Genomic DNA, 23,384 nt, shown 5'->3' with positions numbered 1-23,384 from the left:
AGGACCCGGACGATGCACCCTGCCGAAACCCTCTCCGCGCCGAAAGCCCGCCACACCGGCGGCGGGGTCTGGCGTCTGATGCGCGATGTGGCTGCTACTCGCCCGGGCTTTGCCCTTGGTTATGTCGCGGTCCTGCTGCTGATCCTGCTGGCGATCTTCGCCCCGGTCCTCAGCCCCTATGACCCGGTCCGGGCGGATCCGTCGTCCTATCTGCTGCCGCCGTCATGGTCGCATTGGATGGGGACGGACAACACCGGCATGGATATTGCCACCCGCATCATCTATGCGCCGCGGATCGACCTGATGATCGCGCTGCTGGGCACGGTCGTTTCTGCGGCCATCGGGGCGCCCTTGGGCGCGCTGGTCGGATTCTACGAAGGCCGCCGCCGCTGGCAGGCGCTGTTTGCCACCGGCGTCATGCGGGTGGCCGATGTGTTGCAGGCCTTCCCGGTCTTCGTCTTCGCCATCTGCCTTGTCGCGGTCTTTGGGCAGTCCATCGGCTCCATCGTGGCGGCCATCGCTTTCGTCAACGCGCCCATCTACCTGCGGCTGATGCGAACGCAGGTGCTGACCCTGCGCGGCATGCGCTTTGTCGAGGCGGCCTATGTCGCCGGCGCCTCTGACCTGACGATCCTGACCCGGCATGTGGTGCCGAATGCCATGGCGCCCGCGCTGTCGCAGCTGTCGATCAACATCGGCTGGTCGATCCTGATCACGGCCAGCCTGTCGTTTGTCGGCGCAGGCGTGGTCGCGCCCACCCCGGAATGGGGCGCGATGATCGCCGCAGGATACCAAAGCGTCATGACCGGGCAATGGTGGCCTTCGGTCTTTCCGGGGCTGGCGCTTGGGCTGACAGTCTTTGCCTTCGCGCTGATCGGCGCCTCGATCGAGGTGCTGGCCGACCCCGCCGCCCGGCGCAAGCTGCGGCGCGATGCCGCCGCACGCCGCCCATCCACACCCGCCGCGCAGGAGGCCGCGTGATGCGCATTGCGCTCTATATCGGAAAGCGTCTGCTGTTCGTCATCCCGCAACTGCTGGGGATCGTCTTCATCAGCTTCTTCCTGATCAAGCTGATCCCCGGCGATCCGGCGGTGCTGATGCTGGGGCCGAATGCCACCGCCACGGCGGTTGAAAAGCTGCGCGCCGAAATGGGCCTCGACCAGCCAGTCGTGCAGCAGTTCCTGATCTATATGGAGAACGTGCTGAAGGGCGATCTGGGCATGTCGTGGCAGACGGCCCGGCCCGTGCTGTCGGATCTTCTGGAACGCTTTCCGGCCACGCTGGAACTGGTGGTGCTGTCGCTGATCGTGGCGCTGTTGATCGGCATTCCGCTGGGCGTTTCCTCGGCCATGCGGCCGCGCGGACCTTTGCGCAAGGTGGCAGATTACTATGGCCTTCTGGCGGGCGCGCTGCCGGATTTCTGGCTGGCCCTCGTGCTGATCTTCGTCTTCTACTCGATCCTGCAGATCGCGCCCGCGCCCCTGGGCCGCTATTCGATCATGATGCTGCCGCCGCAGAATGTGACCGGCTTTCTGCTGATCGACGCGCTGATCGGGCGGAACTTCGATGTGTTCTTCTCGGCCCTGTCGCACCTGTTCCTGCCGGTGCTGACGCTGGGTCTGGTGAATGCCGGGCCGATCCTGAAGATCACCCAATCCACCATGGACCGGGCGCTGACCTCCGATTTCATCGGCTACGCAAGGATGAGCGGGCTGCCGCAAAAGATGGTGCGGCGACAGGCCATCCGCGCCTCGGCCCCGAACATCATTACCATCGTCTCGGTCCTGTTCAGCTTCCTGATCGGATCGGCCGTGCTGGTCGAGATCGTCTTCGGTTGGGGGGGCGCGGGGCAATATGCGGTGGCGGGCGTGCTGAATGCGGACATCAACCCGGTGCTGGGCTTCGTCCTCTTCTCCGCCGTGCTGTCACTGGTCGTCTATCTGATCGTCGATCTTCTGTATTTCGCGCTGGACCCAAGGACGCGCTAGGCCATGACCGACATGACCCCCCTTCCCGTGTCTACCCCGATCACTGCCGAGACCGCCCCGCCTGTTCTGGACCTGCGCGGCATCACCGTGGCCTATCCCCGTCACGATGCCCCGCCGCAGGTGGTGCTGGACGGCATCGACCTGACCATCCGCGGGGGTGAGATGGTGGGCCTTGTGGGCGAAACCGGCGCGGGCAAGACGCTGCTGGCGCGGGCCATTCTGGGCAATATCCCCGGCGACGGGCGGCTGACCGGCGGAACGTTGGCCTATCGCGGGCAGGACATCACCCGCATTGCCGAAGATGACAGCCCCGTCCGTCCCGGCCGCGACATCGCGCTGATCGTGTCGAACCCGCGGCGGGAGCTGAACCCCGTGCTGACCGTGGGCGATCAGATCACCAATGTGATCCGCCACCATCTGGGACTGCCGAAAGACAAGGCCGAGGCGCGGGCGCTGGCCATGCTGAAGGCAGTGGCGATCCCCGACCCCGAACGCCGGATGAAGGCCTGGCCGCATGAGCTTTCGGGCGGGATGGCGCAGCGCGTGGTCATCGCCATCGCCCTGGCCTGCACGCCGGAGCTTGTGATCTCGGACGATGCGACATCGGCGCTGGATGTGACGGTGCAGCTTCAGGTGCTGGAGATGTTGCAGGCGCTGGTGCGCGAACAGGGGGTGGCCGGGCTGTTCATCACCCGCGACATTGCGATCACCGCGCATTTCAGCGACCGGCTGGTGATCCTTTACCGGGGCGAGGTGGTGGAAGAGGCGCCGCGCGATGCCTTTTTCGACCGGCCGCAGCACCCCTATTCCATCCTTCTGCTGGCGGCCTTCGCCCATAGCGAAGAGATGCGCGCCCGCTGGACCGCGGAACCGCTGCCGGCGGGGGTGAAACCCGCCTGCCGCTTTGCCGACCGCTGCGTAAGGCGGCAGGACCGCTGCCTGACCGAACGGCCCGCCTTGCGCGAAACCGCGCCCGGCCGCCGCGTGCGCTGCCATTTCCCGGTGGAGGGCTGAGCCATGCCGATCCTGAGTGTCCAGAACCTTGTGAAACACTTTCCGATCTCCGGCTCGTCCAAAGTGGTGCAGGCGCTGAACGGCATCACGCTGGAGGTGGAAAAGGGCGAGACCCTGTCGCTGGTCGGCGAAAGCGGATCGGGAAAGACCACGGTCGGGCGCTGCATCGCCGGGTTGATTGACCCGACCGAGGGCAAGATCCAGTTCGACGGGCAATTGCTGCGCCCCGGCCATGACATCCGCAGCCCGGGCGTGCGCGGGCGCATCCAGTTTGTGTTTCAGGAGCCTGCCGAAAGCTTCAACCCGCGCCATCTGGTGGGCCGCGCGATGATGGAGCCGCTGAAATACGCGGGCCTGTCGCGGACCGAGCGGGAGGCGCGGCTGGCCGAGGTGCTGACCCTGATCGGCCTGACGATGGAGCAGGCGGAAAGCCTGCCCGCCGACCTGTCGCCCGGCACGTTGCAGCGCGCGGCCATCGGGCGGGCGATCATGACGCGGCCCGATCTGGTGATCCTGGACGAACCCACTTCCGCGCTGGACCCCACCGCCCGGGCCGAGGTGGTGGACCTGCTGATCCGGCTGCAACGGCAAATGGAGACGGCCTATCTGTTCATCTCGCACGACCTATCCACGGTGCGGTTCCTGTCGGACCGGATCACCGTTCTGTATCTTGGGTCGGTGATGGAGACGGGGGCGGCGGCGGATGTGTTCAACAACCCGCGGCATCCCTATTCGGTGGGTCTGATGGCTTCGGTCCTGTTGCCGCATCCCAGCCTGAAGGCCCCGCCCCGGCTGAAGCTGGAGGGCGAGATCCCCAGCCCGGTAGACCTGCCCAAGGGCTGTCCGCTCGCCTCGCGCTGTCCGTTTGTCGAGGTGGCCTGTCAGGCTGCGCGCCCGCCCTCGGCCTATCCGGCCCCCCGCCATCTGGTGCATTGCATCAACCACGACAAGGTGGCCGAGGGCGCCAGCGCGGGCGCCGACCAGTTCGCCCGCTTCCGCGAAATCTCTGACCGCATCCTGTCGGTGGGCCTTTCGGCTGCCTGACCCTTCTCCGAAAGGACTGACCATGCCCGGAAAACTGACCGGACGCACCGCATTGATCACCGGCGGTGCCAGCGGCATCGGCCTTGCCATTGCCGCGCTCTATCTGGCCGAAGGCGCCAAGGTCGGCATTCTGGACCATGCCACCGAGATGCCCGAAGGCGCGCTGCCGCCCGGAGACTGGGCTTTTGCCAGCTGCGATGTGACCGACCCCGCCGGGATCACCGCCGCCGTGGCGGCGCTGGACAGGACGCTTGGTCCCGCCACCATTCTGGTCAACTGCGCCGGCATTGATGAGATCGCGCCCATCGAGGCGGTGGGGCTGGACCTTTGGAACCGCATGCTGGCCGTCCATATGACCGGCACCTTCCTGATGTGTCAGGCAGTGCTGCCCGCCATGCGCGCGGCGGGATGGGGGCGGATCATCAACCTGTCCTCGCAGCTTGCCCACAAGGGCTCGCCCGGGATGGTGCCCTATTGTGCGGCAAAGGCGGGCGTCATCGGCCTGACCAAGGCGCTGGCCTATGAGGTGGCGGGCGACGGTATCACCGTGAACTGCCTGAACCCCGGCCCGGTGGACACGCCGCTTGTCGCCAGCCTGCCGCCCGAAGTGGTGGCGGCCATTGTCGCGCAACTGCCGTTGAAACGCCTTGGCCGGGTCGAGGAGGTGGCGGGTTCGGCCCTGCTCCTCGCCGCGGATGAGGGCGGCTTCTACCTCGGCGCGACCCTGAACATGAACGGCGGCCACTACATGCTGTGACCGCCGGTCCCGCAGACACAATTGGAGACAGAATGATGAAACTGGACGGACTGAAGCTGCTGGTCACCGGCGCGCAGCAGGGCATCGGCAAGGCGGTGGCGATGGCCGCGGCGGCGGCAGGGGCCGATGTGGCGCTGAACTATTTTGATGATGCCGCCGCGGCGCAGGCGGTGGCCGATGAGATCGCCGCCATGGGCCGCAAAGCCGTGCTGGTGCAGGGCGATGTGTCCGAGATCGTCGCCCTGCCCGCGATGGTCGCCGCCGCGGCCGAGGGGCTGGGCGGGCTAAACCTTCTGGTCAACAATGCCGGAATCTACCCCCGTGCGCCCTTCCTGGACCTGACCGAGGCGATGTGGGACGCCACGCTGACGGTCAACCTGAAGGCCACCGCCTTTCTGAGCCAGGCCTTCGCCCGCCATGTGAAAGCGGCCGCAGAACCGAAGGGCGCCATCGTCTCCATGGCCTCGCTGGCGGTGCAGGGCTGGGAAAACTCGGCCCATTATGCGGCGTCGAAGGGCGGGATCGTGTCCCTGACCCGCGACATGGCGATTGAACTGGCGCCGCTGAACATCCGCGCCAATGCCATCGCGCCCGGCGTGATCGACACCGCGCAACCGCGGGGCGGCTACAGCGAGGAGCAGCTGGCCACGCTGGTCAAGGGCAGCCTTGCGGGCCGGATGGGCACCGCAGACGAGGTCGCCTCGGTCACCGTGATGCTGCTCTCGGATGCGGCGAGTTTCATGAACGGCCAGACGCTGCACGTCAACGGCGGCGCCTTCATGGTCTGAGGAGACAGGACAATGGATATCGGAGTTTTCCTGCCCAACGGGCGCAACGGCTATATGATCTCGACCGCGACACCGCAGTACGACCCCACCTTCGACATGAACCTGCGGGTCGTGCGCAAGATCGAGGAGTATGGGCTGAACTTCGGCCTCTCGATGATCAAGTTCCGCGGATTCGGCGGCAAGACCGGCTATTGGGACGGCTGTCTGGAGTGTTTCACGCTGACCGCCGCGCTGGCCGCACAGACGAAATCGGCCAAGCTCTTCGCCTCAGCCGGGATCCTCAGCCTGCCGCCCGCGCTGGTGGCGCGGATGGCCGAGCAGAGCGGACGCGACACCAAGGCGGAGGCGACCTCCTCCTCGAAACGGATCAACCTGCCCGCGGGGCGGGTGAACCAGAATGTGGGCACGCTGATCGGCAGCTATGCCAATGTGGCGCGGATGCTGGACGAGATGGCCGCGGTGCCGGGCACCAAGGGGATCATGCTGTCCTTTGACGATTATGAGACCGGGCTGGATGTGTTCGGCCAGAAGGTGCAGCCCCTGATGCGCAGCCGTGCGCATGTGCAGGTGGCGGCCTGAACCGGCATCGCGCCCTGCACCACGCGCCGGAGGGGTTTTGCACCCCTCCGGACCTCCCCGCAGGATATTTATGAACAGATGAAGGGGGTAGGAAGAAAGAGGGGGCACCGGCGGAACGGTGCCCCTGTTATCTTCGCGGATCGGGGGGTCAGATCACGTCGTCAGCCGCTACGCAGGCCAGCCCCAGTTCGGCGGCCAGATGCGTGGCATGGGTGGTGTCCGCAATCTCTCCGGTGTCGTCCAGCAGGACGCAGGTTACGGCACCCTTGGCCGGACCGGCCAGCGCCAGCAGCCGCAGCGCCAGATCGGCCATGCCGCGCGGATCGCCCTCGGGCAGGTGGGGGAAGACGTGGCCGGGGGTGACGATGTCATCGCGGCTGCCGCCCACGGCGGTCAGGATGGTCAGTGCGCGGTCACCCGCCGAAATGCCGGTGGAAATGCCCAGCCGCGCCTCGATCGAGGCGGTGTAGAGCGGCCCACCCTGCCGGCCGCGCCGCGGTTGCAGCCCAAGGCCAAGCGCATCTGCCTGACGCAGCGGGATGGCCAGCCCGATCAGCCCGCGCATCCGGGCGGCCATCAGGTTGATCCAGTCCGGGGTGACGGCGGCGGCATCCATCATCACGAAAGCACCCGAGGTGGAGCCGGTCACGATCACCGGCCGGGCGGCGGCCAGATCGGCCAGCGCGCGGGCGGCTGCGGGGGTGAACTGCTGTTTCATCAGCCCCATGGTCATGCCCTCAGCTCATGAAACCGGCGCCCGAACCAGACCGAGGCGGCACCGGGTCGGGTTTCCACACCGACGACCTCGCAGAACATCACCTCATGGGTGCCGACGACGTGGCGCTGCGCGATCCGGCAGTCGAAGGACACGACGGCGCCTTCCAGCACCGGGGCACCGCTGGCGCCGCTGTGCCAGGCCGAGGCGGCGAAACGGTCGGCCATCGGGGTCTTGCCGCCGAAAAGCATGGCCAGATCGTGATGATCCGGCCCGACGGTGTTGACGCACAGCCCCTCGTTCCCGGCGAAGGCGGCGGCGGCCGAACTGCCCCGGTTCAGGCAGACCAGCAGGGTCGGCGGCTGGTCCGTGACGGAGCAGACGGCCGAGGCGGTGAAGCCCGACCGGCCCCCCGGGCCGTCGGTGGTGACGATGTTCACCGCGCCGGCCAGACAGGCCATGCCGTCACGAAAGACCTCACGCGCGACCGGCGGAAGCTGTGCCGGTGTCAGGGTGGCGGGTTCGGGGGCGTCGGTCATGCGGTCTCTCCTGCGGTGCCGGGCCAGCCTAGCGCGGCAGGCGGCCCGGACTTTAGTGAGTTTTCGGATCGCCCGCGCTGAGGATTATTCACCCGCCGCTGCCAAGAGCGGCCCGGCCAGCGCCGCGGCGGCAAGGGCGGTGCGGTCGGCATAGCGCCGCGCGACAAAGCTGATGCCCAAGGGCATGCCGTTCGGCCCGCGCAACCCGGGGGCCGAGACGACCGGCACCTGCATCAGTGTCCAGATCGAATTCATCGAGGCATCGCCGGTGCTGTCCAGCCCCAAAGGCGCCTCGCCGCAGGCGGACGGGGTGATCAGCACATCATAGCTGTCGAACAGCGCATCCAGACCGGCGCGGCAGCGGTCGGCCAAGGCATAGGCCGCGCGCATGTCGGCGGGGGTCAGGCCGGTGCGGTTTTCCACCATGGCGCGGAACTCGTCATGCAGGCTGTCCGGGGTCGCGCGATATTCGTTCAGAAAGGCGGCACGGCCTTCACGGGACAGGATCTTGCCATGGGCCTCGGGCAGGGCGTCAAAGCCTTCGGGCAAAGCCGGTTCGCTGACCGCAGCGCCCGCTTCGGACAGCAGCGCCGCGGCCCGGGCCAGCGCGGTGCGCATCGGGGGTTCTGTCAGATGCCAGCAGGGACCATAGGCGATTCCGACCCGCAGACCCTGCAGGCTGTCGGGCACGGGGGCGGGGTCCAGACCGAAGACATCGGCCAGCAACGTGAAATCCGCCGCATCATTGGCATAAAGACCCAATGTGTCGCAGGTCAGCGAATAGACCTTCAGCCCCTCGCGCGACATCACGTTCCAGCTGGGCTTCCAGCCCCAGATCCCGTTGAACGAGGCCGGACGGATGGTGGAGCCGCCGGTCTGGGTGCCAAGGCCGATGGCACACATCCCCGCCGCCACCGCCGCGGCCGATCCGCTGGACGATCCGCCGGGGGTGCGGGCGGGGTCATTCGGGTTGCGGGTTTTGCCGCCGCGCTGCGTGGCGGCGAATTCGGTGGTGACGGTCTTGCCCAGAATGACCGCGCCCGCCTGCCGCAGCGTATCGACACAGGCGGCATCCACCCCGGTCCGCACCCCCCTGTAGCGGGCAGTGTTGTGACCGGTGGGCATGTCGAAGGTGGCGATCACATCCTTGACGCCCACGGTCACCCCGGCCAGAGGCCCCTTGGCCCCCGCATCCACTGCCGCGGCCTGCGCGCGCACCAATGCGGGATCAAGATATTCGAAGGCCTGCACCATCGGTTCACGCGCCTGAACCTGCGCCAGCGCGGCCTCGGCCACCGCGGCGGCGGTGCGGCGGCCCGAAGCGACATCGGCGGCGATCCGGCAGGCGCTGTCTGAGAATGGGGCGGGGGATGGGGGCATTCCGGGGTCTCCTGTCCTTTCCGGCAGGTAACACCGGAACGAACCGGAATTGCGCCAGAGCTTTCCTCAGCCCCCGGCGCAGAAATTCTCAACGCAGATCAGATCGCGTGCAGCATCCGGTTCGGCTGCACCGATTCCATCAGCCAGTCCTTGAACCTTTGCAGCCGCGCGCGGCTTTCGGGTTTCCACGGCGTCATCATGTAATAGCGGCTGCGCGAGGCAGAGGGCTGCCCGACGGCGATCAGTTCGCCCTTCTCCATCGCCTGTTCGATCAGCAGCGACCGGCCCAGCACCACGCCCACCCCCGCCCGCGCGGCATCCACACCCGTGGAGGACGTGTTGAACCGCGGCCCGTGGGTCACATCGGCGCGGGTGATTCCGGCCTCGGCGAAATAGGCATTCCAGTCGCCCAGATTGCCCTCATAGCCCATCAGGGTGCGGTCCACATGGATCAGGGGCGCGCGGCGCAGGATTTCGGCAAAGTCATTGTCATAGCGTGCCGCCAGCGCGGGCGAACAGACGGGCACGATCTCTTCCTCGAACAGGGGTTCGACCTGACAATCCATCTGGGTCTGCCAGTTGCAGATGCGGATGTCACAATCCCGCGTCTCGGCCTCCTTGCGGGAAATGAAGGTAGAGACGTTCAGTTCCAGATCCGGCTCCCGCTCCAGAAATTTCACGATGCGCGGCATCAGCCACATCGACGCGACCGAGGCGGAGGCGGCGACCACAAGGCTGCGGCTGTCCTTCGACTGGGCATTGTTCATCGACGCCACCGCCTCGTCGATCAGGTCCAGCGCGCGGGTGATGCCATCCAGATTGGCCGAGGCATCGGGCGTCAGATACATGCGCGAATTCAGCCGCACGAAAAGTTCGGTCTGGAGAAAGTCTTCCAGTAGGCGGATCTGGTGGCTGACAGCCGTGGGTGTGACGCAAAGTTCATCGGCGGCCTTTGCGACCGAGGCATTGCGGGCGACCGCCTCGAAGGCCCGGATCGCATTCAGGGGAACACGCTTGCGCATGGGGAATCCTTTCGCCTGTGTCCTTGCGGACGACCGATTCTCCTCCTTCCCCCGGGACAGTTTCGGCCTGAATGCTGTATTCAGGCCAAGGAATTCGGATCAGGGATGACGGGGGCAGGCGAAACTGCCCGTCATTTGGGCGTTGCATTGCCGCGCGCCCAAGGCGCAGGCGAAGGCCTGCGCGGTCAGCCCGCGCGATAGGCCTCGGGCCGGAGATTGGCGCGGAAATCCCATTCCGCGCGCAGCCTGTCCTGCCGGTCAAGGTCGATCACGGCGATGACGACCTCATCCCCTTCGGTCTGTGCGTGAGCCAGAATCTCGCCCTCCGGCCCGCAGATCAGGCTGTCACCGATATAGCGGGTGCCGCCCTCCACCCCCGCCTTGCCGGCGGCGATGGCATGGGTGGAGTTGAAGAAGGCGCCGCCACAGACCGCCATCCGTGCGGCGGCGCGGCCGCGCTCCAGCGTGCCATCGTTCAGCACGGGGGTGTTGAAGGCGACGCAGAACACCTCGGCCCCCGCCATCATCAGACTGCGGTAGCTTTCGGGGAAACGGCGGTCATAGCAGATCAGCCCGCCCGCCTTGAGACCGTCCAGATCAAAGACGCCAAAGCCCAGATCGCCGGGACGGAAATAGCGCTTTTCCAGAATGGTGGTCTGCAATTCGGGCTTCGGCTCGGTGAAGCCGGGGATATGGACCTTGCGGAACTTGCCTGCCTCTGCCCCGGTCGGGTCAAAAAAGCTCATGGTGTTGAAGATGCCGCCGTCCCGCCGTTCCGCCCAGGAGGCGACGACGGACATGCCGTGGCCGGCGGCCCGGGCGGCGATGGCGGCCAGCGCATCGGCATTGGCGGTCTCGTCCAGATGCGGGTCCAGAACGGCCGGATCATCATGCACGGCTGAGGCGAAATAGGGCGACAGCGCGAGCTCCGGAAGGACGGCCAATGTCGCCCCAGCGCGGGCGGCACCGTCGATCAGCGTCAGGATCCGGGCCAGCGTTTCGGCCATCGTCTCCGAAGCGGGGCCCAGCTGCAGCGCGGCGGCAGTGAAGCGGCGCATCGTTCAGGCCCGCAGCCGCGCGGCGGGACGACCGATGATGTCCAGCGCCCGCCCCTCGTCCACCACGTCGCAGATCTTGAAAGACATGTCGAACAGCGAGGCGGCGTGGCTCATCTCGATCCGGTCGAAAACGCCTTCCTCGATCACCGTCATACGGAAGCCCGCGGCCTCGCCATCGACGCAGGTCGCCCGGACGCAGCCCGAGGTGGAATTGCCCACCACCAGAAGCCCGTCCACCCCCAGTTCCGCCAGAATGGGAATGAGGTTCGTGAAGGCAAAGCAGGACGGCGTCTGCTTTTCGATCAGAATATCGCCGGGCTGCATCGCCACTTCAGGCTGAATCCCGCTGCGGAAATCCGTGGCGGCGAACACGCCCGAGGCGGCGGCCTTGCGGCCGGTATAGGCGTGGAAGACGTGTTTGGAATAGATCACCGGCATCTCCGCCGCGCGGGCGGCCGTCAACAGCCGCTGCTGCACCCGGATCGCGGCCCAGGCCTGCGGACCACAGGCACCGGGAAAGCGGTCCAGCTGTTCGCTGATCGGCCGGTCCTCGCCGCAGGCGGTGATCTGCATGTCGATGACCAGCAGCGCCAGGTTTGCGCCGGGGCCGCGGGGCTGCCGCAGATTGCCATTGGCCGCGACCTTGCGGTCCTCTTCCGTCATGAAGTTTTCCCAGACGCGCGCCATATCCCTCGATCCGTCCTGTTGCGTTGCTGCCCCGGACCCTAGACGCGCGCGCCCGCGGGCGACCAATGCGGATTTCTTCCCGCCGGGATGAGTTTTCGTCAGCCCCGCGCCACTGCCTGCGGAACGGGCAGGCCCTTGCCGGATTGCGCAACTGCGGCATGAGAAAACCTTGGCCCCGGGGCAACCTTTTCTCTTTTGACCGGAGAGTCAGGCTTTGCGAAGCGTCAGGCAGTACGGCGGACAACCGGAGATCCCCTTGCCTCCTCTCTCCCATGCGCGCCAGGTTTCGATTGCCTTTGTCGTCGCCTGTGCCTTTCTGATGCAGGGGGTGGATTCGACCCTTCTGACCATCGCCGTGCCGGTCATTGCCGCGGATCTTGGCGCCTCGCCGCTGGCACTGCACCTTCTCATCACCTCCTATCTCCTCAGCCTTGCGGTCTTCATGCCCGTCTCGGGCTGGTTTGCGGACCGTTTCGGCGCGAGGCGGGTCTATTCCGGGGCGGTGATCCTGTTCATGACCGCATCGGCCCTGTGTGCGGCGATGCCGGACCTGTGGTCCATGGTGGCGCTGCGGCTGGTGCAGGGTTTCGGCGGCGCGCTGATGACGCCCGTGGGCCGGATGATCGTGCTGCGCGCCTTCGGCCCCGGCCGCACGCTGGAGGCGATGACATGGCTGACGCTGCCCACGCTTCTGGGCCCGCTGATGGGTCCGGTGATCGGCGCCGTGCTGATCGAAAGCTTCGACTGGCGCATCCTGTTCTTCGTCAACCTGCCCGTTTGCCTTGTGGCGCTGATCGGCGGCTGGCGGCTGTTTCCGGAACAGCCCAAGGGTCAGGTGACCCGGTTCGACCTGACCGGCTTTGCCATCGCGGGCCTGTCACTGGTGCTGTTCCAGATCGCGATCGAGGTCATGGGTCGTGCGACCGCTCCGCTTTTGCCGACCGTTCTGGCCATGGCCGCCGCGGTGGCAGTGTTCCTGATCTATGTCCGCCATGCCCGCCGGGTGCGGCATCCGGCGCTGGAGGTCGGGCTGTTCCGCAAGCCGTCCTTCATGATCGGCGTGGTGGCGGGCGGCATCGGCCGGGCGGGGCTGAATGCCTCGGCCTTTCTGGTGCCGCTGATGTTGCAACTGGGCATGGGGTTCCGGCCGCTGACCGCGGGCATTCTGGCGGCGATGGCGGGGCTCGGGGCCTTTGCGTCGAAACCCATCCTGTCGCGGCTGCTGCAGCGCTTCGGCTTCCGTCCGGTGCTGGTCTGGCTGACGCTGGCGGGGTCGGGCTCGCTGGCCCTGTTCGCGCTGGCGGGTCCGGGCTGGCCGGTCTGGGCCTTGGTCGGGCTGGCGCTCTTGGCCGGGGCCACGCGGACGCTGCATTTCAACGCGGTGAATACGCTGACCTATGCCGGGCTGCGGGACCATGAGCTCAGCGGCGCGGTCTCGTCCGCGGGGGTGTTCCAGCAGCTGACCATGGGCCTTGGCATCTCGCTTTCGGCGGCGATTCTCTCGCAGTTGCAAGGCGACAAGCCGCTGGTCTCTCTGGAGGACTTCCAGCTGACCTTCTTCATCATGGCGCTGATCCCGCTCGTCTCGCTGCCCTTCGTGGCCAATCTGCGCCCCACGGCCGAGACACCGGCCCCGCGGCCCGCGAACGGCTGACCGCCCCTTTCCGGACCTGCCGTGATTTCAGCCGCGCTGCCCGAAAGGGCGGCGTTTCCTGCATGCGAACCCACGGAAGAGGTGAGAAAATTTGCGCGCGCCCCCTGCGAATTACTCTTTTGTCTTCAGCTGGGGCTAGGGGTCAGGATGTCGGAAAGAACAACCGACAGGAGCGTATCACATGGATATCGGCGTCTTCATTCCGATCAATAACAACGGCTGGCTGATCTCGAAAACGGCCCCGCAATACATGCCCAGCTTCGAGATGAACCGGCAGATCGTCGAGAAGGCCGAGAGCTACGGTTTCAACTTCGCGCTGTCGATGATCAAGCTGCGCGGCTTTGGCGGCGATACCGAATTCTGGGATCACGGGCTGGAAAGCTTCACGCTGATGGCGGCGCTGGCGGCCACCACGAAGAACATCAAGCTTTTCGCCTCGACCGCGATCCTGACGCTGCCGCCCGCCATCGTGGCGCGGATGGTCTCCACCATCGACAATATCGCCCCGGGCCGCATCGGCGTGAACATCGTCACCGGCTGGGCGCCCAATGAATACACCCAGATGGGGCTGTGGCCGGGCAACGACTATTTCGGCTACCGCTACGACTATGCCACCGAATATGTGAAGGTGATGCAGGATCTGTGGGAAAAGGGCTCGTCCGATTTCAAGGGCGAATATTTCCAGATGGAGGACTGCAAGCTGTCCCCCACGCCCAGGGTCCCGATCGAGATCGTGGCCGCCGGCCAGTCGGGCCGCGGCATGGAATTCTCGTCCGAGTTCACCAACTATTCCTTCGTGAACGGCAAGGGCCTGAACAATCCGCAGGGCCATGCCCCGACCGCGGCCGCGCTGCTGGGGGCTGCGGCCAAGACCGGGCGCGACGTGGGCGCCTATGTGCTGATGATGATCATCGCCGATGAGACGGACGAGGCCGCGATGGCGCGCTGGCAGTCCTATCAGGAGGGCGCAGATCTGGGCGCGCTGGCCTATATGGGCGTTCAGGGCGCGGCCGATACCAATGCCGGCGACAATGCCACGGCCAAGCACATCAACCTGCCGGACGGGGCGATCAACTTCAACATGGGCACCTTCGTCGGCTCCTATGCGACAGTGGCCAAGCTGCTGGACGAGGCGGCAGCAGTGCCCGGCACCAAAGGCCTGATGCTGACGTTCGATGACTTCCTGCCGGGGCTTGATGCCTTCGGGACGAAAATCCAGCCGCTGATGACCTGCCGCGAGCAGGCGAACAGGCTGCTGGCCGCGGAGTAACCCTCTGTCCGCAAGACCGACGGGCGCGGTTCAGGCCGCGCCCGTTTGCATGACAGCCCCCCGGAAAGCACCATCATGACGATTACCCCGCCGGAATCGCCCGCGGCCTTTTCGCTGACCGCCGCACGGGAGGCGCTGCGCGCAGGCCGCCTGACCGCGACCGATCTGACCCGGGCCTGCCTCTCCCGGATTGCCCTTCGCGACAATGCCGTCCGCGCCTGGACCTGCCTGAACGCCGATGCCTTGGCCGAGGCGGCGACGATCCGGCCCGATGATCCGCGCCCGCTGGCGGGGATTCCGGTCGGGATCAAGGATGTGATCGACACCGCCCAACTGCCCACAGGGGCGAATTCGCCGCTGCAGGGCGGGCTGCGGCCCGGGGTGGATGCGCCCGTGGTGCAGGTTCTGCGCGCAGCGGGCGCGATCATTCTGGGCAAGACCGACACCACCGAATTCGCCGCCTGCGGGCGCGATGCGGCGACAGGCAACCCGCATGATCCGGCGCGGACGCCGGGTGGCTCCTCCTCCGGCTCGGCCGCGGCAGTGGCGGATTTTCAGGTGCCTTTCGCCATCGGCACCCAGACCGGCGGATCGACCATCCGCCCGGCGTCATTTTGCGGCATTCCGGCGCTGAAGCCCAGCTGGGGCCTGATCACGACCGAGGGGATGCGGCGCTATGCCGTCAGCTTCGACACGATCGGGCTCTTCGTCCGCGATCCGGCGGATCTGGACCTGCTGGCGGATGTCTTCGCCCTGCCGCCCGCGCCCGCGCTGCCCCCGGGGCGGCTGCGGCTGGGCCTGACGCTGACGCCCTATGCGGATGCGCTGGAGGTGGAGGGGCGCGCGCTCTTCGACAGCCGTGCCGCGCGGCTGGCCCCGGTGGCGGATCTGGTGCCCTTCGACCTGCCCGAAGGCGCGGCGGATCTGGACCAGTTACACCGCTGCATCCAGCATTGCGAGGGCGCCTCGGCCTTTCTGCATCTGTCGCGGACACAGGGCGACCTGCTGCACCCGGACTTTCACGACCGGATCGAATACCGGACCGGATTTACCCAACGCCAGCATTATGAGGCTTATGACCGGCTGGCCCTGTTGCGGATGCAGGTTGAAGACCGGCTGGCGGGCGTGGATGCGCTGATCGCGCCCTCCGCCCCGGGGTTCGCGCCCTTGGGCCGCACGCCGGGCAATCCTTTGTTCAACGCGCTGTGGACCGCGCTGCAACTGCCGGTGATGAACCTGCCCATGCCGGGGATGGAGCTGCCGCTTGGTCTGTCGCTGATCGTGCGGCGCGCGTTCGACCGGCAATTGCCCGCGCTGGCCGCGCGGCTGGCGGCCGCCCTGTAGCAGGGCGGCGCAAGGGCGGTCACTCCGACAGGAACTTGCCGCGGTGGAACACCAGCGGTGCGCCTTCGCCCTTGGCGCGGACGCCTTTCACGGTGCCGATGACGATGGAAATGTCGCCATGCTCCACCACCTTTTCCACCGCGCAGTCAAACACACCCAGGGCCGCGGCAAAGACCGGGGCGCCGGTGGCAAGCGTGTCCCATTCGCCTTCGGCAAAGACCTTTTCGCCCTTGCCGCCGAACATGGTGGCCAGCGCGGCCTGACCTTCGGGCAGGAAGTTCACCGCGAAATGTCCGCTCTCCAGCACCACCGGCAGGGATGAGGATTTCCGGTCGATCGACACCAGCATCGTGGGCGGATTGGCGCTGACATGCGCCGCCGACAGGCCCAGAAAGCCCACCGGCCCGCCCGGGCCCTGCGCCGTCACCAGCGTGGCACCGATGGGCCGTTCCCCCAGCGTTTTCCAGAACTTGCCGATGTCGATCTCGGCTCCGGTGGCTTCAAGGGTCATGTCATTCTCCGTCTTGCAAGGAAAAGGCCCCGGAAGCCCGGGGCCAGTCGGCACCCATCGGGGGCGCGGGGATCAGTTGAAATCCTGCGGCTCGCGCTTGCGGACAAGCTGGCTCAGCGCGACGGCAAGGACAAGGGCGCCGCCGTAGAACAGATTCTGCACGAAGGACTGGATGCCCAGCATCGTCAGCCCGGTGATGCCGATCACGATGAAATAGACCGCCACGACCGAACCCATCGGGTTGAACCGCCCCGGCGTGATGGCAGTGGCACCAAGGAAGGCCGCAGCAAAGGCGGGCAGCAGAAAGCTGTTGCCGGAATTCGGGTCCGCCGCGCCGATGGTGCCCGCATACAGCACCCCCGCCAGCGCCGCGATGAAGGAGGAGATCAGCAGCGCACCTGCACGGACCCGGTCCACCGGGATGCCGGACAGCCGCGCCACCTCGCGTCCGCGGCCCACGAACAGAAGCCGCCGCCCGACGGAGGTGAAGCCGAAAACATACCAGATCAGCCCCGCCATCGCGATGGCGTAGTAAAAGGCCAGCGGAATGCCCAGAAACCGGGTGCCCACCACCCACATCACCAGATCGAAGTCGATCCCGCCGATGGTCGCCGATCCGCTGATCCAGAGCACGATGCCGCCGATGAAGGTGCCGGTGCCCAGCGTGACGATCAGCGAGGGGATGCGGAAGTAGAGGATGAAGAACGCATTGATCACCCCCACGATCAGCCCCACCACCAGAACGACCGGGATCACCGCCAGAAGCGGCACCCCAAGGCGCGCGTTCAGGATGGCGATCAGCATGGCCGACAGCGTCAGGACCGAGGCGACCGACATGTCGAAATCGCCCGAGGTCAAGGGCACGATCAGCGCCAGCGTCAGGAACACCAGCACCGCCTGCGAGCCGAGCATGGTGGACACATTCCCCCAGGTCAGAAAGGTCTGCGGCAAGAGCGCGCCGAAGATGCAGAACAGCACCACCAGCGCCACGACCAGCGCATAGCTTTCGGCGATGCGGGCCCAGTTGACGCTGCGGCCCTTTGCGGTGGACATCATTCTGCGGCCTCTCTCACTTGGTCGTCGGTATGGGGATGGATGGCCAGCGTCTCTTTCGAGATGGCGTCCTTGGTCACGGCATCGCCGGTCAGTTCGCGGACGATCCGCCCGCGCGAGAAGACCAGCACCCGGTGGCACAGCTGCGCCAGCTGTTCGGGGTCGGTCGAGGCGATGAGGATGGCCGACCCCTCGCGCGCCGCCGCATCCATCGCCTGAAACAGCCGCTGCCGGGCGCCCACGTCCACACCCTGCGTCGGTTCGTCCAGCATCAGAAGCCGGGGCTTCGTCTGCAGCCATTTCGCCATCAGCACCTTTTGCGCATTGCCCCCCGAAAGGGCGGACAGCCGCAGCTCCGGCCGGTTGGGGCGGATGTCGTACAGCGCGCCCAGATCACGGCAATGCGCCTCGATCGCGGACCAGTCGATGCCAAGGGCGTTGCGGAATTTGCCCAGCACCGGCAGCGACATGTTGTCGGCCACGCTGAGGGAGCCGACGCCCGCCCGGCCCAGCCGATCCGCCGCCAGAAAGGCCAGCCCGCGTGCCATGGCGGCGCCGGGGGTGAGGGTGGTCAGGTCAAGGATCTCGTCCCCGATGACCATTTGCCCGCGGGTCGCCGGATCGGCACCGAACATCGCCTCGGGCACGCGGTCAAAGCCCGATCCGATCAGCCCGGTCAGGCCAAGAATCTCTCCCTGACGGATTTCAAAGGACACGTCCTGCGCGGCTTTCGCGCAAAGGCCGCGGACGCGGGCGGCCAGCGGGCGCTGCACCGCGGGCGCTTTGCCGCCCTGAAATATCTGGACCTTTTGGCCCATGATCAGCTCGATAAAACCGTCATGGCCCGTCTCGGCCGAATTCACCGTGCCGGCCAGTTTGCCGTCGCGCAGGATGGTGGCGCGGTCGGTGATCTCACGGATTTCGTCAATGTCATGCGCCACAAGGATGACCGAGACGCCATTGGCCTTGACCGCCCGGATCAGCGCGAACAGCTGGTCCACCCCGGCCTTCGGCAGGAAGGGCGTGGGTTCGTCGAGGATCAGGATGCCGCGGCCGGGCGGGGCGTGGGTCTCCACCTCGTCAAAGGCGCGGGTGATGGCGATCAGCGCGCGGTCGGCCTGCGGCAGGTCGGCCACGCGAGCCTGCGGGTCGATGGCGATGTCGAAGCGTTCGAACACCTCGGCAATGCGGGTCTGCGCGCGTCGCCAGTTGATCCGCCAGCGGTTGCCCGTGGCCAGATCGTTCAGCATCATGTTTTCCAGCACGGTCAGCGACGGCATCAGCGCCAGATGCTGGTGGACGAAGGAAATCCCGTTCGCCCGCGCGCCGCCTGCGGGCATCGGGAAGGGCACGCCTTCCCCGTACAGGATCAGTTCCGCTCCGGCCTCGGGCGCATGCAGCCCGGCGATGGTCTTGATCAGCGTGGACTTGCCCGAGCCGTTGGCGCCCAGAAGTCCGTGCACCTCGGCCGGCATGACCGAGAAGGTCACGTCGTCCAGCACCCGCGATGTCCCGAACACTTTCGAGACATTGCGGGCCAGCAGGGCCGGGGCCTCTCCGGGCACCCGCCGCGGCAGGCCATCGCCCGAAAGGGTCCCGGCCGGGCTCATTCAAGACCCCAGAGTTTGCGGTAGCCGCCGACATGGGCATCGCCATAGCCCTGATCGAAATCGGCGGGGGTTCCCGCGGTGGCGGCATTGTTGGCGTCGAAGATGTAGAAGGGCACGTAAAGCTCGGTCTGGGTGTTCTCCAGCCCGCAGAGGGTGCGCATATAGGCATCCAGCGACGACCGGGCGATCCAGCCAAGGCTTTCGCCCACATCCATCTGCACATCGCCATTCTGGATCATGTCGATGATGAAGGGCGTGCCGTTGAAGCTGGCAATCGGCACATCGGCCTTGCGCCCGGTGATGGCCAGCGCGGGCAGCACGAATTGCGACATTGAGTCATAGAGCGGCACGATAAAGTTGATCGACGGATCCTGCGTCAGCGCGCTTTGGGCCGAGGTCTGGATCTTCGTCGCCCAATCCGCCACCGGCACGTTCACATAGGTGGCCTTCGCCCCGGGGGCGAGCTTTGCCAGCGTCGCCTCGAATGACTTCCAGTAGGGCTGCGACGGCATCACATCGTCCGAACCGATGACCAGCACATTGGCCGCGCCGCCGGTCTGCTTGACCACCCAGGCGGCCATGATCTCACCCACGCGAGTAAAGCTGACGGGCAGTTCCACATCGGCCAGCGGGCTGCGGTCGTTCGTCACGTCAAGGTGGTGGGTGGCAAAGACCTTCAGCCCGGCCTCGCGCGCGGCGGTCAGCTGCGGCGCCAGCCCGTCCGGCACGATGCCCGCCACCAGATCCACCGCGTCATAGCCGTTCTGGATCGCATATTCGATGCCCTGCACCCATTGCGTCGGCTGGCCCTGATTCTGCCAGACCCGCAGTTCGAAGCCCACCTCTTCGGCCACCGCCTCCATCGAATCGGTGATGCCCGCGTTGAACGGGATGGCCGAGGAGGTGGGGATTGTCAGGATCTTCTTGCCCGCCATGCAGGTCTTTGCGTCAAAGGCCGGGCCCGGCGGGGCAAAGGAGGGCATCACCGAATGTTCGGCGATGATCGCCTCGGCCGCGGCCAGATCGGCCTCTTGCGCGAAGCCGGCACCGGGCAGCAGCGCCACCGACAACAGGGCCGCGGCAAGCGGGGTGCGGCGGGCGGCAGGGGCCCGCATCTGAGAGGACGTGAAGCGGAGGCTGGTCATGGCATTTCCCTGTTGCATCGCGTTCTGCCGGTTCTTCCTTCGCCGCCCGCGCTTTGCAGATGCGGCGGCGCAGGGCCGGCTTGACAGGGTCATGATGCGGCCAGCGGGCGGCGGATGGTCAAATGCAAGTTCCTTTGCAGGGGGGGTGAGAAAATCTTTGGCGCGGGCCAAATTGACAGCAGCCACCCGGCATCCGACCTTGGCAGGGTGCGGCGGACGATCTGCCGCCACAGCGCAACCCGCTGTCCTGTCACGATTATTGCGATCTCTTCATGTCTGGACCTCTTCAGAGCCGCCCCTCCGGGCTGGCCGATGCCCTTGCCTTGACCACAGCGTCCCAGGTGGCTGCGACAAGTTCCGTTCTGGCGCTGACGCCGATTCCCACGCTGGTTGCCGCAAGTCTGGGCGTTCAGCCGCATCTCGTGGGCTATCAGGTCAGCCTGATCTATGCCTCGGGCATCTTCTTCTCGATGCTGGCGGGGGGTATGGTCAAACGCTTTGGTGCGGGCCGGGTGGGGCAGGCAGCGCTGGTCCTGGCGGCGCTTGGCTTCATGGCGCTGGCCACCGGGCATCTGGCGGGGATGGCGGCGGGATCGGTGCTGATCGGCGTGGGCTATGCGCTGAACAACCCGTCCTCGTCGCATGTGCTGTCGCGGCTGGCCCCGGCGGCAAAGCGCAATCTGGTGTTTTCGGTGAAACAGGCGGGGGTGCCCCTGGGCGGGGTGCTGGCCGCGCTGGCGGTGCCGCCTCTGGCGCATGTCTTCGGCTGGCAGGCGGCGCTGCTGATGCTGGCGGCGGTGCCCCTGACGCTGGCCGCGGTCTATCTGCGTTTCATCCCGGTCTGGGACGGCGACCGCACCCCCGATGCGCCGGTGCTGCGGGGCCTGCGCGGCGGACAGGGTAAGATCTGGCGCGATCCGGCCCTGCGTTGCCTGACCATCCTTGGCTTCGTCTATTCGGCGGTGCAGCTGTCAATGTCATCCTTTCTGGTGGCCATGCTGATCACCGATTTCGGCTGGGGCGCGGGAACCGCGGCGACGCTGGCCGCAGGGATGCAGGCGGGCGGCGCCTTCGGCCGGGTGTTCTGGGGGCTGGTCGCGGACCGCCTCGGTTCCGGCTTTCTGGTCCTCGGCATCGTCGGGCTGCTGACCGGGCTGTCGGCGGTGGGTCTGGGCCTTCTGGGCAGCCTGCCCGCCCTGGGCGTGGCCATGGTCATGCTGGCCGGGCTGACGGGGCTGGGCTGGAACGGCGTGATCCTGGCCGAAACCGCCCGGCAAAGCCCGCCGGGCGGCACCCTGACGGGCGAGGTGCTGACATGGACCTTTGCGGGCGTGACGGCCGGCCCCGCCAGCTTTGCCCTGATCTACGGGCTGATCGGCGATTTCGCCGCAACCTTCCGGCTGTTCGCGGCACTGGCGGTGGCGGGCGGGCTGCTGGCCCTGCACCAGCACCGCAGTATCCGCCGGCGGGGACAGGGCTGAGACCCGTCCCCGCTTGCCAAAGCCGCCACCGCCGGGCGACAAACCCGGCAGAGGCGCAGTCAAGCGAAGGAACCGATGCGATGCGGAACGCCCCCCTTACCGGCCTTCGTGTTGTTGAGCTTGCGCGGATTCTTGCGGGGCCGTGGATCGGCCAGACGGTGGCGGATCTTGGGGCGGAGGTGATCAAGGTCGAGGCGCCGGAGGGGGATGACACCCGCCGCTGGGGTCCGCCCTTCATCGACCGGCCGCGCGCCCATGGCGGGACCGAGCGGGTGGCGGCCTATTTCCACGCCGCCAACCGCGGCAAGACCTCGGTCACCTGCGATTTCTCGGACGAGGGCGATCTGGAGCGGCTGAAAGAACTGATCGCCGGGGCCGATGTTCTGGTGGAGAATTTCAAGGTCGGCGGATTGCGCAAGTTCGGGCTGGATTACGAGACGCTCTCGGCGCTGAACCCGCGGCTGGTCTATGCCTCGGTCACCGGTTTCGGCCAGGACGGGCCGCGGGCCGCGCAACCGGGCTATGATTTCCTGATCCAGGGCATGTGCGGGATCATGGACCTGACCGGCGATCCGGGCGGAGAGCCGCAGAAGGTCGGCGTGGCCTGGATCGACATTTTCACCGGGCTTTACGGGGTGATCGGGGTGCAGGCGGCGCTGGCAGCGCGGGAACGGACGGGCCGGGGCCAGCATGTGGACCTGTCGCTTCTGGACTGCGGCACGGCGGTGCTGGCCAACCAGGCGACGAATTTCCTTCTGGGCGGGGCGGTGCCGCACCGGCTGGGCAATGCGCATCCGAATATCGTGCCCTATCAGGTGTTTGGCACCTCGGACGGGCATCTGATCGTGGCCTGCGGCAATGACCGGCAATTCGCCGCTTTGTGCCGGGTGCTGGGTCTGGCCGGGCTGGAGCGCGACCCGGATTATGCCACGAACCCGGCCCGGGTGCAGAACCGGGCGGCACTGGTGCCGCAGCTGGCGGCGGCGATGGAGGCGGCGGGCGTGCCCGCAGGGCCGATCAACGACGTGGCCGAGGCGCTGGCCGAACCGCAGATCCTGTCCCGCAGGCTGCAGATCGCCCCCGAGGGGATTCCGGGCCTGCGCACCCCGATCCGGTTCTCCGAAAGCACCCTCACCACCACCCGCGCCGCCCCCGCACTCGGCGCAGGGAAGTGGAGCTTCGGGGGCTAAAGCTTCTTCAGATAGGCGCCGGAGACCCAGCCTTTCAGCCCTCGCGCCGCCTTGAGCGAGACCCTGCACCAGCTGGTATTGCCCGACCGCTCGCAATTGTAGAGCCAGACCTCGGTGCCGTTCGGTAGGCCCACGATAATGGAATAGCCGATGCCCGGCCCCGCCCGCATCTTCAGCATGTCGTCGGCCTCGACCCCGACAACTTCGTAATAGCCCCGCGGCTCGGCCCGCGCGGGCATGGCGGTCGCAGCCGTCGCCAGCAACAAGGCGGCAAATATGGGGCGAGTGATCCTGTGCATCGGTTCTTCCTGCATCGTTATGCCTCTGGCCCGGTTCTAGACGGCAAGCGCTTTGCCCCGCAACCGCCGCCGCAGCAGATGCGCGTCTTGCAGGCCGCCTTCCAAGGCGCAGGACGGGGCGACACACCCTGACCTGCCCCCCGGAAGATCCCTCGCTGTGATGTAGAGTCTGCCCAACCTGAGAAGGAGCAGACGACATGAGGAAAAGCCGTTTCACCGAGGCGCAAATCATCGGGATGATCAAGGAACAGGAGGC

Annotated in this window: 23 protein-coding genes; 12 read left to right on the top strand and 11 right to left on the bottom strand. The window is 66.8% G+C overall.

Going from position 1 to position 23,384, the window contains the following annotated elements; translation table 11 throughout:
* Window positions 1-12 precede the first annotated feature (12 nt).
* From ACO2Q5_RS11665 to ACO2Q5_RS11635, 7 genes are read left to right on the top strand one after another with little or no spacing between them, the layout of a single operon-like run.
* Entirely contained in the window at window positions 13-981 is a 969-nt protein-coding gene (locus ACO2Q5_RS11665; RefSeq protein ID WP_423291158.1) for an ABC transporter permease, read from the top strand.
* Window positions 981-1,988, top strand: a complete 1,008-nt coding sequence (locus tag ACO2Q5_RS11660; RefSeq protein ID WP_423291156.1) for an ABC transporter permease — start codon at window positions 981-983, stop codon at window positions 1,986-1,988. Before ACO2Q5_RS11665 ends, ACO2Q5_RS11660 begins: the two co-directional genes overlap by 1 nt.
* Before the next feature lie 3 nt (window positions 1,989-1,991).
* A complete protein-coding gene (locus tag ACO2Q5_RS11655) occupies window positions 1,992-3,002 on the top strand; it encodes an ABC transporter ATP-binding protein (protein WP_423291154.1) in 1,011 nt (336 codons plus the stop codon).
* Window positions 3,003-3,005: 3 nt separating this feature from the next.
* On the top strand, window positions 3,006-4,046 hold the full coding sequence (locus ACO2Q5_RS11650; protein WP_423291152.1) for an ABC transporter ATP-binding protein: 1,041 nt from the start codon (window positions 3,006-3,008) through the stop codon (window positions 4,044-4,046).
* Between the two features lie 22 nt (window positions 4,047-4,068).
* A complete protein-coding gene (locus ACO2Q5_RS11645; RefSeq protein WP_423291150.1) occupies window positions 4,069-4,803 on the top strand; it encodes an SDR family NAD(P)-dependent oxidoreductase in 735 nt (244 codons plus the stop codon).
* 35 nt (window positions 4,804-4,838) lie between these two features.
* Window positions 4,839-5,591, top strand: a complete 753-nt coding sequence (locus tag ACO2Q5_RS11640) for an SDR family NAD(P)-dependent oxidoreductase (RefSeq protein ID WP_423291148.1) — start codon at window positions 4,839-4,841, stop codon at window positions 5,589-5,591.
* A 12-nt stretch (window positions 5,592-5,603) separates the two neighbouring features.
* Entirely contained in the window at window positions 5,604-6,170 is a 567-nt protein-coding gene (locus ACO2Q5_RS11635; protein WP_423291146.1) for a hypothetical protein, read from the top strand.
* Window positions 6,171-6,318: 148 nt separating this feature from the next.
* Here ACO2Q5_RS11635 and ACO2Q5_RS11630 read toward each other — a convergent pair whose 3' ends face one another.
* The 6 genes from ACO2Q5_RS11630 to ACO2Q5_RS11605 all read right to left on the bottom strand — a co-directional run bounded on the left by ACO2Q5_RS11630 (window position 6,319) and on the right by ACO2Q5_RS11605 (window position 11,547).
* Entirely contained in the window at window positions 6,319-6,903 is a 585-nt protein-coding gene (locus ACO2Q5_RS11630; RefSeq protein ID WP_423291144.1) for a 3,4-dihydroxy-2-butanone-4-phosphate synthase, read from the bottom strand.
* Window positions 6,900-7,424, bottom strand: coding sequence for a flavin reductase (locus tag ACO2Q5_RS11625; protein WP_423291142.1), 525 nt, complete (start codon window positions 7,422-7,424; stop codon window positions 6,900-6,902). Before ACO2Q5_RS11625 ends, ACO2Q5_RS11630 begins: the two co-directional genes overlap by 4 nt.
* Window positions 7,425-7,508: 84 nt before the next feature.
* The gene (locus tag ACO2Q5_RS11620) at window positions 7,509-8,804 is read right to left on the bottom strand and encodes an amidase family protein (protein WP_423291140.1); all 1,296 of its coding nucleotides are present in this window, start codon (window positions 8,802-8,804) and stop codon (window positions 7,509-7,511) included.
* 98 nt (window positions 8,805-8,902) lie between these two features.
* Complete coding sequence (locus ACO2Q5_RS11615; protein ID WP_423291138.1) at window positions 8,903-9,826, bottom strand: LysR substrate-binding domain-containing protein; 924 nt, start codon at window positions 9,824-9,826, stop codon at window positions 8,903-8,905.
* Between the two features lie 185 nt (window positions 9,827-10,011).
* Window positions 10,012-10,884 (bottom strand): nitrilase-related carbon-nitrogen hydrolase, encoded by an 873-nt coding sequence (locus tag ACO2Q5_RS11610; RefSeq protein ID WP_423291136.1) that lies wholly within the window; start codon window positions 10,882-10,884, stop codon window positions 10,012-10,014.
* Window positions 10,885-10,887: 3 nt separating this feature from the next.
* Window positions 10,888-11,547: an isochorismatase family protein gene (locus ACO2Q5_RS11605; RefSeq protein WP_423291134.1), complete on the bottom strand. Its 660-nt coding sequence runs from the start codon at window positions 11,545-11,547 to the stop codon at window positions 10,888-10,890.
* Between the two features lie 280 nt (window positions 11,548-11,827).
* Here ACO2Q5_RS11605 and ACO2Q5_RS11600 point away from each other — a divergent pair, with 280 nt between their 5' ends.
* From ACO2Q5_RS11600 to ACO2Q5_RS11590, 3 genes are all read left to right on the top strand, one after another.
* Entirely contained in the window at window positions 11,828-13,225 is a 1,398-nt protein-coding gene (locus ACO2Q5_RS11600; protein ID WP_423291132.1) for an MFS transporter, read from the top strand.
* A 181-nt stretch (window positions 13,226-13,406) separates the two neighbouring features.
* Window positions 13,407-14,495, top strand: a complete 1,089-nt coding sequence (gene rutA, locus ACO2Q5_RS11595; protein WP_423291130.1) for a pyrimidine utilization protein A — start codon at window positions 13,407-13,409, stop codon at window positions 14,493-14,495.
* Window positions 14,496-14,570: 75 nt separating this feature from the next.
* A complete protein-coding gene (locus ACO2Q5_RS11590; protein WP_423291128.1) occupies window positions 14,571-15,839 on the top strand; it encodes an amidase in 1,269 nt (422 codons plus the stop codon).
* A 19-nt stretch (window positions 15,840-15,858) separates the two neighbouring features.
* Here the strand turns inward: ACO2Q5_RS11590 and ACO2Q5_RS11585 are convergent, their stop codons facing one another.
* The 4 genes from ACO2Q5_RS11585 to ACO2Q5_RS11570 form a co-directional block, all read right to left on the bottom strand.
* Window positions 15,859-16,350, bottom strand: a complete 492-nt coding sequence (locus ACO2Q5_RS11585) for a flavin reductase family protein (RefSeq protein WP_423291126.1) — start codon at window positions 16,348-16,350, stop codon at window positions 15,859-15,861.
* A gap of 72 nt (window positions 16,351-16,422) precedes the next feature.
* Window positions 16,423-17,406 (bottom strand): ABC transporter permease, encoded by a 984-nt coding sequence (locus ACO2Q5_RS11580; protein WP_423291124.1) that lies wholly within the window; start codon window positions 17,404-17,406, stop codon window positions 16,423-16,425.
* Window positions 17,403-19,013, bottom strand: a complete 1,611-nt coding sequence (locus ACO2Q5_RS11575) for a sugar ABC transporter ATP-binding protein (RefSeq protein WP_423291122.1) — start codon at window positions 19,011-19,013, stop codon at window positions 17,403-17,405. Before ACO2Q5_RS11575 ends, ACO2Q5_RS11580 begins: the two co-directional genes overlap by 4 nt.
* The gene (locus ACO2Q5_RS11570; RefSeq protein ID WP_423291120.1) at window positions 19,010-20,158 is read right to left on the bottom strand and encodes a sugar ABC transporter substrate-binding protein; all 1,149 of its coding nucleotides are present in this window, start codon (window positions 20,156-20,158) and stop codon (window positions 19,010-19,012) included. The genes ACO2Q5_RS11575 and ACO2Q5_RS11570 overlap by 4 nt, the downstream gene beginning before the upstream one ends.
* A 272-nt stretch (window positions 20,159-20,430) precedes the next feature.
* Here ACO2Q5_RS11570 and ACO2Q5_RS11565 point away from each other — a divergent pair, with 272 nt between their 5' ends.
* Together ACO2Q5_RS11565 and ACO2Q5_RS11560 are read left to right on the top strand one after the other, a co-directional pair.
* Window positions 20,431-21,639 (top strand): MFS transporter, encoded by a 1,209-nt coding sequence (locus ACO2Q5_RS11565; RefSeq protein WP_423291118.1) that lies wholly within the window; start codon window positions 20,431-20,433, stop codon window positions 21,637-21,639.
* A gap of 80 nt (window positions 21,640-21,719) precedes the next feature.
* Complete coding sequence (locus tag ACO2Q5_RS11560) at window positions 21,720-22,829, top strand: CaiB/BaiF CoA transferase family protein (protein ID WP_423291116.1); 1,110 nt, start codon at window positions 21,720-21,722, stop codon at window positions 22,827-22,829.
* Here the strand turns inward: ACO2Q5_RS11560 and ACO2Q5_RS11555 are convergent.
* Entirely contained in the window at window positions 22,826-23,128 is a 303-nt protein-coding gene (locus ACO2Q5_RS11555) for an SH3 domain-containing protein (RefSeq protein WP_423291114.1), read from the bottom strand. The genes ACO2Q5_RS11560 and ACO2Q5_RS11555 overlap by 4 nt on opposite strands.
* Window positions 23,129-23,384: the final 256 nt, after the last annotated feature.

This window comes from Neotabrizicola sp. VNH66, from assembly GCF_049445895.1.
Classification (GTDB): Bacteria; Pseudomonadota; Alphaproteobacteria; order Rhodobacterales; family Rhodobacteraceae; genus Pseudogemmobacter.
The sequence above is the reverse complement of the archived record's forward strand: the minus strand, read 5'-3'. Positions and strand labels throughout refer to the sequence as shown.